This is a genomic window from Pseudomonas sp. KK4, assembly GCF_001984065.1.
Classification (GTDB): Bacteria; Pseudomonadota; Gammaproteobacteria; order Pseudomonadales; family Pseudomonadaceae; genus Aquipseudomonas.
In genome coordinates, this window is sequence record NZ_LYVP01000032.1 from 36,833 (window position 1) to 51,947 (window position 15,115).

General features: G+C 61.7%; 18 protein-coding genes. 8 read left to right on the plus strand and 10 right to left on the minus strand.

Annotated elements, in window-relative coordinates; translation table 11 throughout:
* Positions 1 to 25: 25 nt before the first annotated feature.
* The 4 genes from B0W55_RS13390 to B0W55_RS13405 all read right to left on the minus strand — a co-directional run bounded on the left by B0W55_RS13390 (position 26) and on the right by B0W55_RS13405 (position 3,762).
* Positions 26 to 952 (minus strand): biotin-dependent carboxyltransferase family protein, encoded by a 927-nt coding sequence (locus B0W55_RS13390; RefSeq protein ID WP_077046458.1) that lies wholly within the window; start codon positions 950 to 952, stop codon positions 26 to 28.
* A complete protein-coding gene (pxpB, locus tag B0W55_RS13395) occupies positions 949 to 1,653 on the minus strand; it encodes a 5-oxoprolinase subunit PxpB (RefSeq protein ID WP_077046459.1) in 705 nt (234 codons plus the stop codon). Before pxpB ends, B0W55_RS13390 begins: the two co-directional genes overlap by 4 nt.
* Positions 1,650 to 2,402 (minus strand): 5-oxoprolinase subunit PxpA, encoded by a 753-nt coding sequence (locus B0W55_RS13400; RefSeq protein WP_077046460.1) that lies wholly within the window; start codon positions 2,400 to 2,402, stop codon positions 1,650 to 1,652. Before B0W55_RS13400 ends, pxpB begins: the two co-directional genes overlap by 4 nt.
* A 73-nt stretch (positions 2,403 to 2,475) precedes the next feature.
* Positions 2,476 to 3,762 carry an MFS transporter gene (locus tag B0W55_RS13405; RefSeq protein ID WP_077046461.1) on the minus strand — a complete coding sequence of 429 codons (1,287 nt, stop codon included), beginning with the start codon at positions 3,760 to 3,762 and terminating at the stop codon, positions 2,476 to 2,478.
* Positions 3,763 to 3,908: 146 nt separating this feature from the next.
* Here B0W55_RS13405 and B0W55_RS13410 point away from each other — a divergent pair, with 146 nt between their 5' ends.
* A complete protein-coding gene (locus B0W55_RS13410; RefSeq protein WP_077046462.1) occupies positions 3,909 to 4,823 on the plus strand; it encodes a LysR family transcriptional regulator in 915 nt (304 codons plus the stop codon).
* A gap of 110 nt (positions 4,824 to 4,933) precedes the next feature.
* Here the strand turns inward: B0W55_RS13410 and B0W55_RS13415 are convergent, their stop codons facing one another.
* From B0W55_RS13415 to B0W55_RS13425, 3 genes are read right to left on the minus strand one after another with little or no spacing between them, the layout of a single operon-like run.
* Positions 4,934 to 5,476 (minus strand): DUF2937 family protein, encoded by a 543-nt coding sequence (locus tag B0W55_RS13415; protein WP_077046463.1) that lies wholly within the window; start codon positions 5,474 to 5,476, stop codon positions 4,934 to 4,936.
* Positions 5,477 to 5,488: 12 nt separating this feature from the next.
* Positions 5,489 to 6,265, minus strand: coding sequence for a class II glutamine amidotransferase (locus tag B0W55_RS13420; RefSeq protein ID WP_077046464.1), 777 nt, complete (start codon positions 6,263 to 6,265; stop codon positions 5,489 to 5,491).
* A gap of 32 nt (positions 6,266 to 6,297) precedes the next feature.
* Positions 6,298 to 6,795: an MFS transporter gene (locus B0W55_RS13425; RefSeq protein ID WP_077046465.1), complete on the minus strand. Its 498-nt coding sequence runs from the start codon at positions 6,793 to 6,795 to the stop codon at positions 6,298 to 6,300.
* A gap of 215 nt (positions 6,796 to 7,010) precedes the next feature.
* Between B0W55_RS13425 and B0W55_RS13430 the strand changes: the two genes are divergently transcribed.
* Together B0W55_RS13430 and B0W55_RS13435 are read left to right on the plus strand one after the other, a co-directional pair.
* Positions 7,011 to 9,062 carry a S9 family peptidase gene (locus tag B0W55_RS13430; RefSeq protein ID WP_077046466.1) on the plus strand — a complete coding sequence of 684 codons (2,052 nt, stop codon included), beginning with the start codon at positions 7,011 to 7,013 and terminating at the stop codon, positions 9,060 to 9,062.
* A gap of 211 nt (positions 9,063 to 9,273) precedes the next feature.
* Positions 9,274 to 9,747 carry a cyclic nucleotide-binding domain-containing protein gene (locus tag B0W55_RS13435; RefSeq protein WP_077046467.1) on the plus strand — a complete coding sequence of 158 codons (474 nt, stop codon included), beginning with the start codon at positions 9,274 to 9,276 and terminating at the stop codon, positions 9,745 to 9,747.
* On the opposite strand, the gene B0W55_RS13440 is transcribed toward B0W55_RS13435, so the two are convergent.
* Positions 9,744 to 10,034 carry a hypothetical protein gene (locus tag B0W55_RS13440; protein WP_077046468.1) on the minus strand — a complete coding sequence of 97 codons (291 nt, stop codon included), beginning with the start codon at positions 10,032 to 10,034 and terminating at the stop codon, positions 9,744 to 9,746. The genes B0W55_RS13435 and B0W55_RS13440 overlap by 4 nt on opposite strands.
* A gap of 96 nt (positions 10,035 to 10,130) precedes the next feature.
* On the opposite strand from B0W55_RS13440, the gene B0W55_RS13445 reads away from it, so the two are divergent.
* From B0W55_RS13445 to B0W55_RS13460, 4 genes are all read left to right on the plus strand, one after another.
* A complete protein-coding gene (locus tag B0W55_RS13445) occupies positions 10,131 to 10,817 on the plus strand; it encodes a spermidine synthase (protein ID WP_077046469.1) in 687 nt (228 codons plus the stop codon).
* A 50-nt stretch (positions 10,818 to 10,867) separates the two neighbouring features.
* Positions 10,868 to 11,239: a YajD family HNH nuclease gene (locus B0W55_RS13450; RefSeq protein ID WP_007944009.1), complete on the plus strand. Its 372-nt coding sequence runs from the start codon at positions 10,868 to 10,870 to the stop codon at positions 11,237 to 11,239.
* Positions 11,240 to 11,431: 192 nt separating this feature from the next.
* Positions 11,432 to 11,902, plus strand: a complete 471-nt coding sequence (locus tag B0W55_RS13455) for an RNA methyltransferase (protein ID WP_007911337.1) — start codon at positions 11,432 to 11,434, stop codon at positions 11,900 to 11,902.
* A 91-nt stretch (positions 11,903 to 11,993) separates the two neighbouring features.
* Entirely contained in the window at positions 11,994 to 12,371 is a 378-nt protein-coding gene (locus B0W55_RS13460; RefSeq protein ID WP_077046470.1) for a DUF2892 domain-containing protein, read from the plus strand.
* Positions 12,372 to 12,475: 104 nt separating this feature from the next.
* Here the strand turns inward: B0W55_RS13460 and B0W55_RS13465 are convergent, their stop codons facing one another.
* Entirely contained in the window at positions 12,476 to 13,705 is a 1,230-nt protein-coding gene (locus B0W55_RS13465; RefSeq protein ID WP_077046471.1) for a hypothetical protein, read from the minus strand.
* A gap of 37 nt (positions 13,706 to 13,742) precedes the next feature.
* A complete protein-coding gene (locus B0W55_RS13470; RefSeq protein ID WP_077046472.1) occupies positions 13,743 to 14,192 on the minus strand; it encodes a YcgN family cysteine cluster protein in 450 nt (149 codons plus the stop codon).
* 279 nt (positions 14,193 to 14,471) lie between these two features.
* Between B0W55_RS13470 and B0W55_RS13475 the strand changes: the two genes are divergently transcribed.
* Complete coding sequence (locus B0W55_RS13475; RefSeq protein WP_077046473.1) at positions 14,472 to 15,065, plus strand: nitroreductase family protein; 594 nt, start codon at positions 14,472 to 14,474, stop codon at positions 15,063 to 15,065.
* Positions 15,066 to 15,115 lie beyond the last annotated feature (50 nt).

Consider the following 15,115-nt stretch of genomic DNA (forward strand, 5'->3'; position numbering starts at 1 on the left):
GGGAGCGGGCTTGCTCGCGAAGCTTCTAGCCGTCTACCCACCGCCGCAGATACCCGATCTGCTCACGATGCGCCACGTCCTGCACCACCGGCCTTAACCTCACCTGCTCTCCCGGCAGGCATTGCGCCAAACGGGCCAACGCCAACGGCGTCAATGCCCCCAGGCGCGGATAACCGCCAATGGTCTGTCGATCATTGAGCAGCACGATCGGCTGCCCGTCCGGCGGTACCTGGACCGCACCCAACGGAATGCCTTCGGAAATCATCGGTTTGCCCTGGTACTGCAGCGCCGTGCCCAGCAGGCGAATGCCCATACGGTCGGCGCGGCTGTCGAGATTCCACACGGCATTGAATGCATCGAACAGACTCTGGCCGCTGAATTCTCCGATTTGCGCCCCCAGCACCAGGTCCAGAGGCACATCCAGTTTCAGGTCGGGCCGCTGCTCTTCGCTCAACTCCCGCAGCAACATCACCGAATTGCCCGAATAGCTCAAACTCGCACCTTTGCCCAGCGCACGCCCCATGCCATCGAGACCACCGAGCTCTTCACGCACCACCGTCGCGCTGCTGCCCAGCACCTTTGGCGCTTCAAAACCGCCCGGCGCGGCCAGATAGGCGCGGGCGCCGAGCAAAGGTTGGGTGAACTGCAAACGCTGACCTTTGTGCAGTCTGAAACTGCGCCACGGCGCCAGCGGCTCACCGTCGATCTTGGCGCCCAGATCAGCCCCTGCCAGCGCCAGCACGCAATCATCCTCGGCCACTACCGTGAAACCACCGAGGGTAATTTCGATCACCGCCGCATTCAAGCCGTTACCCAGCAGCCAGTTGGCCCAGGCCATCGAGCGCCAGTCCAGCGCGCCACCCTGGGTCACGCCCAGGTGCCGCACGCCAAATCGCCCGGCGTCCTGCAACAGGCACAACGGCGTACTCGCCTCAATCGTCAGACGGCTCATGCCAGGGCCTCCAGAGGCGTGTCGTCGCCGCCCAGGTTGATGAATTCGGCGTGGCCAACCGCCTCGAATCGCACAGTGTCCCCCGGCTGCATCAGGCTGTAGCCATCACGGTTGCGGTCGAACAATCTGGCTGGGGTGCGGCCGATCAGGTTCCAGCCACCCGGCGACACCACCGGATAGGCCGCCGTCTGTCGTTCAGCAATGCCGACGCTGCCCGCGGCGACTCTCTTGCGCGGCGTATTCAGCCGTGGTGCGGCCAGCGCTTCTTCCACCAGCCCCATGAAGGCAAACCCCGGCGCAAAGCCCAGGGCAAACACCTGATATTCACGCTCGCTGTGACGGCGGATCACCTCCTCCACCGCCAGGCCGCTGCGTTGCGACAACAGGCTCAGCTCCGGGCCGACACTCAAGTCGTACCACACCGGCAGCACGTGGCAGGTGCCGCGAGTGCGGGCATTGGGCGACAGATCGATCAACGCGTTGGCGATCAGCTCCCTAGACTGAGCCGGGCTCAACGCAGTCAGGTCGTAATGCACCATCAAGGTCGTGTAGGACGGCACCAGATCGATCAAATGCTCGCCAAATGCAGCCCGCAGACTCTCGCTGGCCGCCAGCATCCACGGCATGTTGGCTTCGGCAATCTCATCGAACAGACGCACCATCAGGCAGTCGAGCGCCACCACTTCCACCCGCAGTTTCATGACACGCTCTGCTCGTTCAAGGCCTGGCGGATACGTTGCACGGCGGCCACCGAACTGGCGTTGTCGCCGTGCACGCACAGGGTGTTGGCCTGCAAGTGCAAGGCGCTGCCGTCGCTGGCGGTGAGGTGATCGCCGCGAGCGATGGTCAACGCCTGGCCGATGATTTTTTCCGGCTCGTGATGCACCGCCTCCGGCAGGCTTCGCGAGACCAGCCTGCCGGCACTGTCGTAGGCGCGGTCGGCGAAAGCCTCGAACCACAGGGTCACGCCGTACTCGTCGCCCAATTGCTGGGCGGCACTGTTGTCTTTGGTCGCCATCAGCATCAACGGCAGGCTGCGGTCATACGAGGCCACCGCTTGCAGCACCGCGCGCAATTGCGCCGGGTTGGCCATCATGTCGTTGTACATCGCGCCGTGGGGTTTGACGTAGCTGACCCGGCCGCCCTGGGCCCGGCAGATACCGTCGAGGGCACCGATCTGGTAGTGAAGAATGTCCTGCAGTTCCTGGGTGGCGTAGGCCATGGAACGGCGGCCGAACCCCACCAGGTCCTGATAGGCCGGGTGGGCGCCGATCTGCACGCCATGGCTGAGGGCCAGGCTGACGGTCTTGCGCATGATGCTCGGGTCGCCGGCATGGAAACCGCAGGCGATGTTGGCGCAATCGATGAAGGGCATGACCTCCGCGTCCAGACCCATGGTCCAGCTGCCGAAACTCTCGCCGATATCGCAGTTCAATAGCAGGCGGCTCACGATGAACACTCCTGTAAGTTTTATTCTTTTGTGCTGCGGGACATATCCGTAGGACATGCCCGCAGATTATCAGTTACTGGGCGTCGAGTTGCTTGCCACGGGTTTCCGGCAGGCTCAGGGCGGCGAGGATCACCACACCGTAGGAGACCGCGGCAAAGGCGCCGATCCCCACGCTCAACGGTACGGTCTGGCTGAGCAGGCCGATCAACAGCGGGAACAACGCCGCCAGCGCCCGGCCGATGTTGTAGCAGAAGCCCTGCCCCGACCCGCGAATTCTGGTTGGAAACAACTCGGTCAGGAACGCCCCCATGCCACTGAAGATCCCCGAGGCGAAAAAGCCCAGTGGGAAGCCCAGCCACAGCATCACACCGTTGCTGACCGGCATTTGCGTGTACAGCAGAACGATGGTGAACGAACCGACCGCGAACAGGATGAAGTTCTTTTTTCGCCCCAGGATGTCAGTCAAATACGCGCTGATGACGTAGCCGACGTAGGACCCGACGATCACCATCGCCAGATAACCGCCCGTGCCCAGCACGCTCAAGCCCCGTTCGTTTTTCAGAAAAGTCGGCAACCAGGACGTGATCGCGTAATAACCACCCAACGCGCCGGTGGTCAGCAGCGAAGCGCGAATCGTGGTGAACAGCATGCCGGGGGCGAAAATCTCGTAAAACTTCGCAGGGTTGCTCGGCGCTTCCTTGGCTTTGGCTTCACGATAGATTTCCGGGTCCTTGACCAGGCGGCGGACGAAGATCACGAAAATCGCCGGCACGATGCCCAAGATGAACAAGGCGCGCCAAGCGTCTTCCGGCGCCATGACAGAGAACAGCAACGCATAGAGGATCGCGGTCAGGCCCCAACCCAGCGCCCAGCCCGATTGCACCATGCCCACCGCCTTGCCGCGGTCCTGGGCGCGGATCACCTCGCCGATCAACACGGCACCGGCCGTCCACTCGCCGCCGAACCCGAAGCCCATCAGGGTGCGTGCGATCAGCAGCTGCTCGTAGCTCTGGGCGAAACCGCACAGAAAGGTGAAGAAGGCGAACCACAGCACCGTCAGTTGCAAGGTGCGTACGCGCCCAATGCGATCTGACAGAATCCCCGCCACCCAGCCACCAATGGCCGACGCGATCAGGGTGCTGGTGTGAATCAGCCCGGCCTGTCCGGTGGTGATGCCCCACAGGGCAATCAGGGTCGGCACCACGAAGCTGAGCATCTGGGTATCCATGCCGTCCAGGCCATAGCCGATCTTGCAGCTCCAGAAGGTGCGGCGCTCTTGCTGATTGATGTTGCGGTACCAGTCGAAAGGTCCGGGGCGAGCCGTGGCTTTCGCGATCAAGGGGGTGTCGGGCGCACTCATGGCAAATCTCCGCGCTGATTTTATTGGTATTGTTCTGAGCCCCGACGACGCCTATCGTGGGAACCGGATGGCCAGATTTTTGGGCGCGCCGCCCTGTCGCGTCCAACTAATAAAAACCCGCCTTAGGCATAAGAAATTTTTATCCCATGAACCTGAAGTTTCTCGAGACCTTCGTCTGGGTCGCTCGCCTCAAGAGTTTTCGCCTGACCGCCGACAAGTTGTTCACCACCCAGGCGTCGATTTCCAGCCGCATCGCGGTGCTTGAAAGCGAGCTTGGGGTGAAGCTGTTTCTGCGTGACTCGCGGGGCGTGAGCCTGACGCCGGAAGGCCTGAAAGTGCTCGATTATGCCGAGCAGATGATGGACACCATGCAGGCGCTCAAGCAGTCGATCGAGACCCGATCGAGCAAGGCCGGGCGTGTGCGCATCGGGGTGATGGACACGGTGATCCATACCTGGCTCAGCCCGTTGGTGGCGCAGATGACCGAGCACTATCCGCTGGTGGAAATCGAGCTGGTGGCCGATACCTCGCTCAACCTCTGCGATCAACTGCAAAAAGGCTTTCTCGACCTGATCCTGCAAACCGATCTGGTGCGCCAGGAAAGCGTGCGCAGCCTGGAACTGGCCAGCCACCCGATGGGCTGGATCGTCGCCAGCAATTCCATCTACAACCGTGAGTACTCGGGCCTCGCCGACCTGGCCAATGAACGGATCATCACCTACTCGAAAAACTCCCATCCGCATCAGGAAGTGCTCGCCCTGATGCAGGCAAACGGCGTCATGACGCCCCGGCTGAACTGCGTGAATTCGGTGTCGGCGATCACCCGGCTGTTGCGCGACGGTTTCGGCATCGGCGCCTTGCCACCGGTGCTGGTGGCCGAAGAACTGGCCCGTGGCGAACTGACCTTACTGGCCATCGACCAGCGGCCGCCGGATTTGCAGGTGGTGGTGTCGTGGCGGGTGGGGGTGGAGTGGGTCGAGGAGATTGTGACGTTGTGTCAGCAGGTGCTGGAGGGGTATGCGCATCGGGTGGGTCAGGCTTACATCAACCTGGCTGACTGACAGTCAGTCGTAACCCTGACTGCGGGCGCAAGGCTTGCCCGCAATGGCCCATTGAGATCGCCATCGCCGGCTAGCCGTGGTCCCAAAAAACAGCGCAAGCGCCCTCAGACTCAAAGCCCGCGCAAATCCCGCTCTTCGATCGGCCGGCTCTGACGCAGGCGTTTGCCGCCCAGCACCACCCAGTCGATCAAACGGAACAGGCATTCCAGGCCGAACGACAGCAGCAACGCGCCGCTCATGCCCCAGATCATCGCTTCGGGCGTCAGCAGGATCTGGTAGCTGTAGCCGTTCCATGTTTCCTTGCGAATGTCCGGGTCAGCGGCCAGCACCACTTGCAGCAAGCGGATGTACCACGGGCCCTGCATGGCCTGGAACTGTTTATCGAGGGCCAATTGACGGGTCAGCAGGTTGCTCAGACTGTCGGCGTCGCTGCGAAAGATCGGATCCTCACTGGCGCGGTAATGGGCCACCAGCGCCTGCATGTCGCCCTTGAAGAATTGATTGGCGGTGTTCTGAAACCCGCTCAAACCGGCCTGCGCTTCAATCAGATGCGCTTCGACCCGCTTGGCATAGTCATTGATGAACCCCGGCACCTGGACACCGATCAACAGGCCCGCCGCGAACAACACCAGCCGTAGATAACTGAGCAACATGGGGAGCAATCCTTATTCGGTCACGCCCTGGCTGACGCATTCACCGCGTCGCCACAGGCTCCATTGGCCCGGTTCGTAACGGGTCCAGGTTTCGTTTTCGGTCAGGGGTTCGGTGGCAATGACGGTCACCACGTCGTTGGGGGTGGTTTCGGCCTGAAAGTCCACGATCACGTCGACATCCTTCAAACGTGCCGGGCCGAATGGAGCACGACGGGTGATCTGCGCCAGCTTGGTCGAGCAATAGCAGAACAACCAGTCGCCATCGCTGAGCAGGCAATTGAACACGCCTTTGCTGCGGTATTGAGCGCAGGCCGCCACCAGATCCGGCAGCAGCGCCTCGACCTCCACCGGCTCGGGGAACGCAGCCCGCACGCGATTGAGCAGATCGCAGAACGCCGCTTCGCTGTCGGTATCGCCCACCGGGCGGTAAAAACTGGTGCTCGGCTGGAAATCCGCCAACTGGCCGTTGTGGGCGAAGCACCAGTTGCGCCCCCACAGCTCACGGACGAACGGATGGGTGTTGGACAGACAGACCTTGCCGACGTTGGCCTGGCGGATATGGCCGATCACCACTTCGCTCTTGATCGGGTAGCGTTGCACCAGGTTCGCCACCTCCGACTCGCAACTGGCCGCCGGGTCCTGGAACAGGCGCAGTCCCCGCCCTTCATAGAACGCGATGCCCCACCCGTCCCGGTGCGGCCCGGTCCGCCCGCCGCGCTGCATCAGCCCGGTGAAGCTGAACACGATATCGGTCGGGACATTGGCGCTCATGCCCAATAACTCACACATGCTCGGACGCTCGCTCAATCGCAGGGATAAGGTTACAAACGGGGCTCGACCCGCATACGCTGGGGATTGCTCGGCACAGGTGGGCGACCGTAGCGGTCATCGCCGGCACCGCCAAAGGGATGATCCTCTTGCGGATCGTCGGCCAGGGCCGCGGCCTTGGCGGCTTCAGCCTGTTCCTTGCGGGCTCTGGAGGCGCGTTCGATGGGAAAGCGGATCGCCACGAACACCAGGTAGATGCCGAAGGCGATCATGCCGTACATGAACAGGTCGGAAATCGCCCGCCATGCGTTGTTGCCGACCTTGAACAACAGGTCCAGGGCGGTAATGGCGATGGCCGGGGCGACCTTTTCCTTGACCGGGTCGATGATGGTCGGGCTGAACAGCAGCACCGCCATCAGCACACGCAGCGGCTCGCGCAGCCAGCGCCACATCCAGCGGGTAAGTCGCATCCACACCAACAGGCAGCCCAAAGCGGCGAAGGCGTATAGGCCCCAAGCGATCAGATAGTCGTTCTCGGTCATGGTGTCCATGGCAAGGCAGGCAAAGAGGCGCTTATGATAACGGCTTTTCGCCTGTCAGGCTGCACCAATGCCAGTGGGTGCATGGACAGAACCTGTGGGAGCGGACTTGCTCGCGAAAAGGCCAGCCCATTCAATCTCTCTATTGACTGGCACGCCGATTTCACGAACAAGCCCGCTCCCACAGGGTGCGAAGTCCTATTCCATACATCGTCCGAGAGCCCTCCATGTCCCTATCTGCCAACATCGACGCTCCGATTGCCCACAAGGCCGAAGGCTCCGACCCGTATGCCTGGCTACAGGAGCGCGACACCACTGCGGTGCTCGACTACCTCAAGGCCGAAAACAGCTATCAAGAGGCGCAAACCGCCGATCAGGCCGCCTTGCGCGAAACCCTGTTCGAGGAGATCAAGGGCCGGATTCTCGAAACCGACCTGTCCCTGCCCTCCCCGTGGGGGCCGTATCTGTATTACACCCGCACCACGGCCGGGGACGAATATGCCCGGCACTACCGTTGCCCGCGCCCGGCGGACGACAGCCTGACCCTCGATGAAACCCGGGAAGTCCTGCTGCTGGACCCGAATGTGCTGGCCAACGGCGGCTTCTTCTCCCTGGGTGCGTTCAGCATCAGCCCGGACCATCAGCGCCTGGCCTACAGCGTCGATTCAACGGGCGATGAGATCTACACACTGTTCGTGAAGGAATTGTCCGACGGTCGTGTCAGTGAACTGGAGTTCCAGGACTGCGACGGCAGCATGACCTGGGCCAACGACAGCCTGACCCTGTTTTTCGGCGAACTGGACGACACCCATCGCCCGCACAAGCTGTACCGCTATCGCCTTGATGGCACGGCGGCCGAAGAAGTGTTCCATGAGCCGGACGGGCGCTTCTTCATGCATTGCTACCGTTCCAGTTCCGAGCAGCAATTGCTGTTGTCCCTGGGCAGCAAGACCACCAGCGAAGTCTGGGTACTGGACGCCAACCAGCCGCAGCAGGCGTTCACCTGCATCGCGCCACGGGTCGAAGCCCATGAGTACGACGTCGATCACGGCGCGCTCGACGGCCAGTGGACCTGGTTCATTCGCAGCAACCGCGACGGCATCAACTTTGCCCTGTACACCGCAGTCGACACCGGCGCGGCGCCATTGGAATCCACTTGGCAAAACCTGATTGCCCACAGCGACACGGTGATGATCGACGGCATGAGCCTGAACGCCGGCGCCATGACCCTGAGCTTGCGCGAGGGGGGATTGCCGATCATCGAGGTGCATCCACAGGGTTTGCCGAGCTATCGCGTGCAACTGCCCGACGCGGCCTACAGCCTGCATGTGCAGAACAGCCTGGAGTTCGTCAGCGAACGGATTCGCCTGCGCTACGAGGCGTTGAACCGTCCGGCGCAGATCCGTCAGTTGGAACTGGTCAACGGCCAGCAGGCAGTCCTCAAGGAAACGCCGGTACTCGGCCCGTTCAACGCCGACGACTACGTCAGTCAGCGCCTGTGGGCAACGGCGCCTGACGGTACGCAAGTGCCGATCAGCCTGGTGGTCAAGCGTGAGTCGCTGGGCAAGCCGACGCCGCTTTATCTGTACGGTTATGGCGCTTACGGCCAAAGCCTGGACCCTTGGTTTTCCCACGCACGCCTGAGCCTGCTCGACCGCGGCATGGCATTTGCCATCGCCCACGTACGCGGCGGCGGCGAATTGGGTGAAGCCTGGTACCGCGCCGGCAAGCAGGAACACAAGCACAACACTTTCAGCGACTTCATTGCCTGCGCCGAGCATTTGATCGCCAACGGATTGACCACCGCGCCACAACTGGCAATCAGCGGTGGCAGCGCCGGCGGCCTGTTGATGGGTGCGGTGCTCAATATGCGACCCGAGCTGTTCGGCGCAGCGATTGCCGAAGTGCCGTTCGTCGATGCACTCAACACCATGCTCGACCCGGACCTGCCGCTGACGGTCACCGAATACGACGAATGGGGCAATCCTCAGGAGCCAGAGGTCTATGAACGGATCAAGGCCTACGCTCCTTACGAAAACGTCACCGCGCAGGCCTATCCGGCGACGCTGGTGATCGCCGGCTACAACGACAGCCGCGTTCAGTATTGGGAAGCCGCCAAATGGGTGGCCAAATTGCGCGCGTGCAAAACCGATGACAATTTGCTGTTGCTCAAGACCGAACTGGGCGCCGGGCATGGCGGCATGAGCGGTCGCTACCAGGGATTGCGTGACGTAGCGCTCGAATACGCGTTTTTGTTCAAGGTTTTGGGGATTGCCTGAGGAACTTGGTCCGATGAACCGGTCTTAATTCCAGACACCGCAAGCCGATACAACACAAACGCCTCCTGTGGGAGCGGGCTTGCTCGCGAAAGCGGTATGTCAGTCAACATCGGTGCCGGCTGATCCACCGCTTTCGCGAGCAAGCCCGCTCCCACAGGGGATTGTGGATACCAAAAAAAACCGGAACCCGACATAACAAAGACCGCACGCCATGTCAGAAACCACCCTGCTGAACAATGAAATCCGCGACTGGCTGATGGACTGCGGCCTGTTCAACCAGCTGTTGCCTGCAGACTTTGCCGCGGCCTCGGGCTATTTCAGCATCAGCACCATCGCCCAGGGCGAAGAGATTTTCCATGAGGGGGATGCCGGCAGCTTCATGTGCATCATCCACACCGGCCAAGTAGCCGTGCAGAAGACCACCAGCGACGGCCAACTGGTGACTATCGCCACGTTGCGCAGTGGTCGCTCGTTCGGCGAGATGGCGGTGCTCGATGGCGAGCGCCGTTCAGCCAGTTGCGTGGCGGCGAGCAACTGTCAGTTGCTCAACCTGGGCAAGGATTCGCTGGAAAAAATGCTCAACGACGCGCCGAAAATTGCCGCCAAGATCATCCGCGCCCTCGCCGTTTCCCTGTCCAAACGCTTGCGCATGGTCGACGGGCAACTGCTGTCGCAACAGGTCTAACCGCCGGGCGACTTGACCTTGGGCGGGTTCTGCTCGATCCCCGGCACGGGCTGATCCTTGGTGGGCGGGCTGGGCATTTCGATGGGCACCAGCGGTGGGCCACCACTGCCCGGGCCGACTTTCGGCAGCGGTGCCGGGGTGATTTGCGGGTATGGGGTGGGCGTCGCGGTGCCGGGCGAACCGGGCATCGGTGCAGGACTGACGGGCGTAGCTTGCAGCGATTGGGCCTGCACTGCAGTAATCGAGAGCGCGGCCAGGGCAATGACCGTTAGAATGGTGCGCTTCATCAATGGCTCCGTTGGCCTTGTTGTCATGTGCAGGCTACTCCCAACTGCGTCCCTTTGCCTTCCCCTCTGCCGCCATTTTGTCCTCAAGTGAGCCCCATGAAACGTTTCGTTCTGCTCGACACCACCCCTATCCCCGATAACGGCGGCGCCTTGTGCCTGTTCGAGTACGGGGAGGATTTCGTCATCAAGATCCAGGGCGGCGATGGCGGGCAACTGATGAACACACGCATGCACGGCTCCGAGGATGCCCTGGCCGAGATTCCTTGCCGCAAGGTCGCCGGGCGGCCAAATTCGCGAGTGCTGATCGGCGGGCTGGGCATGGGGTTCACCCTTGCCTCGGCGCTCAAGCACCTGGGCAAGACCGCTGAAGTGGTGGTCGCCGAACTGGTGCCGGGTGTCGTGGAGTGGAATCGCGGCCCCTTGGGCGAGAAGGCCGGCAACCCGTTGCTCGACCCACGCACGGTGATCCGCATGGAAGACGTGGCCAAGGTGCTGCAAGCCGAACCGCAAGGTTTTGACGCGATCATGCTCGACGTCGACAACGGCCCGGAAGGTCTGACTCAGAAGGCCAATAGCTGGCTCTATTCCGCCGGTGGCCTCAGTGCCTGCGCCAAAGCCCTGCGACCCAAGGGCGTGCTGGCCGTCTGGTCAGCGAGCGCTGACCGGCAGTTTTCCGACAAACTGAAGAAAGCCGGGTTCAAGGCCGAGGAAGTGCAGGTCTTCGCCCATGGCAACAAGGGCACCCGCCACACCATCTGGATTGCCGAGAAGCTCAAGGGCTGAGCTAAACTTCACCCATAACCGTCATTAGTCTTTTTTACAAAGGTGAACCCATGAGTTCGTCCACCCCAACCAACACGTCGAAGCTGGACCGCATCCTCGCCGACAACCAGCGCGACAAGGAAATGGGCTACCGCGACAAGGCCCTGAAAATGTACCCGCACGTGTGCGGTCGCTGTGCCCGGGAATTTTCCGGCAAACGCCTGAGCGAACTGACCGTGCACCACCGCGACCACAACCACGACAACAACCCGCAGGACGGTTCGAACTGGGAGTTGTTGTGCCTGTATTGCCACGACAACGAGCACTCGCGTTATACCGACCAGCAGTATTTTGGCGAGGGTTCGCTGAGCACGCCGAAGATCGCCAAGGCTACGCATAACCCGTTCGCTGCGTTGGCTGGATTGATGAAAAAAGAAGACTGAACATCTTCAGGGCCGGTGCCGGCCTCTTCGCGAGCAAGCCCGCTCCCACATTGGTTTTGTGCACGACACAGATCAAATGTGGGAGCGGGCTTGCTCGCGAAAACGATCGTACAGACACCACCAATCTCAAACTGACCACCCCTCCTCCAATCCCCGTATAATCGCGCTTTTTTCCCGAAAGGCACCCCGCTCGTGGCAGACAAACGGTACAGCTGCATTGGTCTGTATAACCCCAAATCACCGGAAAACGTCGGTTCCGTGATGCGCGCCGCTGGCTGTTATGGCGTGGCGTCGGTGTTCTACACCGGCAAGCGCTATGAGCGCGCCGCCGACTTCGTCACCGACACCAAGCGCGTGCACTACGACATCCCGCTGATCGGTATCGACGACCTGAAGAAAATCCTGCCGCTCAATTGCGTCCCGGTCGCCGTGGAACTGGTCGAGGGTGCCCGCCCGCTGCCCGAGTACACTCACCCGGACCGCGCGCTGTACATCTTCGGCCCGGAAGACGGCTCGCTGGATAAAGAGATTCGCGACTGGTGCGAAGACGTGGTCTACATCCCCACCACCGGTTGCATGAACCTGGCTGCCACGGTCAACGTCGTGCTTTACGACCGCATGGCCAAAGGCCTGAACACGCGCTCAGGTCCGAAATTCCGCTAGATTGCGCAACATTGGATGGAACAAGCTGAGGGCTATGGCAGTCAGCTTAACTATCGACCAACGAAGCAGCCTTCCTGCCTGGAGACAGATCATGAGCGAACTCAAACGCGTGGAACGCATCGAATCCACCCCATTCCAGACGCCTGCAGACCAGAACGTACAGGGCTGGGAGCGTATCGGCTCGCTGGCCGGCGGCGTGGTGATGGTGGGCAAGGGCCTGCGTCGCGGCGGCATCTTCGGCCTGATCCAGGTGGCCATTGGTGGGGTCGCCCTGGCCCGGGGCATCACCGGGCATAGTTCGGCGAAAAGCCTTTTGGAAAAGAGCCGTCAGGACATGAATAACGTGCGGGCAAAGATCCAGCGTGCCGGCGAAGACCTGGCCAAATTGAAGGCCAATGCCGAGGCGGCGACCAACACCGCGACCGTGACTGGCAACGATTCATTGAAATCGCCGAAAGCCGGGGTTTGAGCCGGATCGTCAGGTGAGAGTCAAGGCCTCATCGCGAGCAAGCTTCGCTCCTACAGGGTTGTGTCGTTCGCCTGTAGGAGCGAGGCTTGCCCGCGAATGCGGTACTACTGAAGCAACTCGGTGTCCAGCACCTTTGAGGAATCGCCGATAACGGTTTCCGAAAGCTGAACAAAATCTTTGGTGTCCACGTTCCCCAACCGCATCGCCCCCCTCAACACATCGTCCAGCGAACGCTTGTTGCGGGTCTTGAGGCGAATTTCGCGATCCAGTTCCTGCATCAATATCACCGCCTTGGCCACCTGCGCCGGGTTGATCTGTTCGCCGCGCAAGGTGGTGACTTTCTGCCCTGCCTTGACCAGCCGCCCCTGCAAACTCTGATAACGCTCGTCACTCATGCCGCCGGCCCGGCGCACCAGTTCGATGGCGTAATACTCGGCAAAGCCTTCGCTGATCCAGTCGCTGCGATGCTGGTCGTTGATCCGCCCGAACAACTGAGCCAATTCCCGTACCACTGCACTGCTGCCGCTTTCACTGACCAGTGGCAGGCGACTGTTGAGATAGATCGACTCGTGCGCTGCCAGGCTGCCGCGCCACATCGGGTCGTTGGCGCCGACGATCAACAGCTTGGCGGGATGTCGCGGATAGACGGCCTGCACTTGCGGCCAGACGAAGGTCAGCAACGTCAGCACATCCATGCGTCGCATGCCCTGCCCCAGGGGCGAAGCGACGGTGACTTCGGTCTCCCCCAGGCGCGTGCGCCGGCTGCCGAGGTGACCGGCGAGTATCCAGCCGGTCGGCCGGTCGAACAACCGAGAGGCGTTGTCGATGCGGAACTTGTTCTTGCCGATGCGCGGCCAGGCGGTTTCAACGCTCTTCCAGCCGTTGGGCAGCTCGAATTCAAGGCGCGACACCAGCTCGGTGCCGTCCTGCTGATCGAGTTTGGCGGGAGGCACCAGATCCTCGCCGCGCAGCAATGCCCAGGTCGGGGTCATGCGTGTGTCGAAACTGCCGCTCTTGCGGCCATGACTGACGTGCACGCGGTAAGTCAGGCTGGCCTTGTCCGTGGCCGGATGCCAACTACCACGGGCCTGCGCGCCCGGCGTCAACTGCCACTGGCCGTCGGCCTTGAAGTCGCTGTAATGGCTGCCGTCGCCCAGGTCGAAATCCAGGCTGCGCACCGCCGAGCCCTGGGCCAGGGTCAGACGCACTTCAGCCTGGTCGCTTTGGGGCAACAGGCGCACGTGGTAATCCAGATCGACCTTCTTCGCCGCCCACACGGGCGAACTCAAGGTCAGCAGCCCAACAACCAGTGCCCGTCGCCATTCCACAGCCATACACACTCCTTGTTGAAACCTGGAATCGCCCGGACGCTCAACCCGCCCGGAAAATCAAATGGTCTTCCCAGTCATCTTCCGGCACGCTGCCTTCGGCGAGCATACGCCCGGACTGGGAGATGCGTTCGTGGTGCACGGCATCACGATCACCGCATACCAAGTGATGCCACAGAGGCAAATCCTTGCCCTCGCTGACCAGACGATATCCACAGGTCGGCGGCAACCACTTGAATTCGTCGGCCTTCCCGGGCGTGAGCTGGATGCAGTCGGGCACTGAAGCCCGGCGGTTCGGGTAATCCGTGCACTGGCACGTCTTGAGGTCCAGCAGCTTGCAGGCGATGCGCGTGTAATAGACGCTGTTGTCGTCTTCGTCCTCAAGCTTTTGCAGGCAGCACAGGCCACAGCCGTCGCACAGCGATTCCCATTCCTCCTGATCGAGTTGATCGAGGGTTTTGCGTATCCAGAACGGTTCGACTTTGGCGGCCATGGCTCAAGCATCTGCATCAGGTGGTGAAAAGGCCGCCAGTCTAGTGCCCACCGCCCTGCGGGCCAAGCACTGGCGACTGCCGGTAGATCAGGGCTTGTCAGTTTTTGTCCCGACACGTAGCTTTGCCAGTCGCAAGGAGCCCTGCCCGAATGCCATTAACGCTCGACCGCGTTGCATCAGGGCCAGTGACTTCGGCTCCCGACAGACCTTATCGCTCAGCTCAACTGCGCCCGCAGGTTTCAAACCTCTTCACTTTCAAACGTAGCAAGGAATCTCTTGATGAGTGCAAACCCGCGCATTGCCGATTACGCCATCCACCCTCAGTTCACCGATCGCTGGTCGCCACGCGCGTTCACCGGCGAAACCATCCCGGAAGAAACCCTGCTGAGCTTCTTCGAGGCCGCGCGCTGGGCGCCATCGGCCTACAACTCGCAGCCGTGGCGCTTTCTGTATGCGCGTCGTGACACGCCGAACTGGGAGCGTTACCTGGGCCTGCTGAACGAGTTCAACCGCGGCTGGGCGCAACACGCCTCGGCGCTGGTGATCGTGATCTCGAAAACCACCTTCGCAGTACCTGGCGCCACCGAAGAAACCCCGGCCCTGTGGCATACCTTCGACACCGGTTCGGCCTGGGGCCATCTGGCGCTGCAAGCGAGCATCAGTGGCTGGCACACCCACGGCATGGCCGGTTTCGATCAGGAACTGACCCGCAAGGAACTGAACATTCCCGAGGGCTATGCCCTGCATGCGGCCGTGGCGATCGGCAAACTGGGGGACAAGGCGACGTTGGCCGAGTACCTGCAGGCCCGTGAAGCGCCAAGCCCGCGTCGACCGTTGAGCGAGTTGGCGGCTGAGGGTGATTTCAGCCTCTAAGCTGCAACGCGCAAGCAAATGTGGGAGCGGGCTTGCTCGCGAAGGCGTCG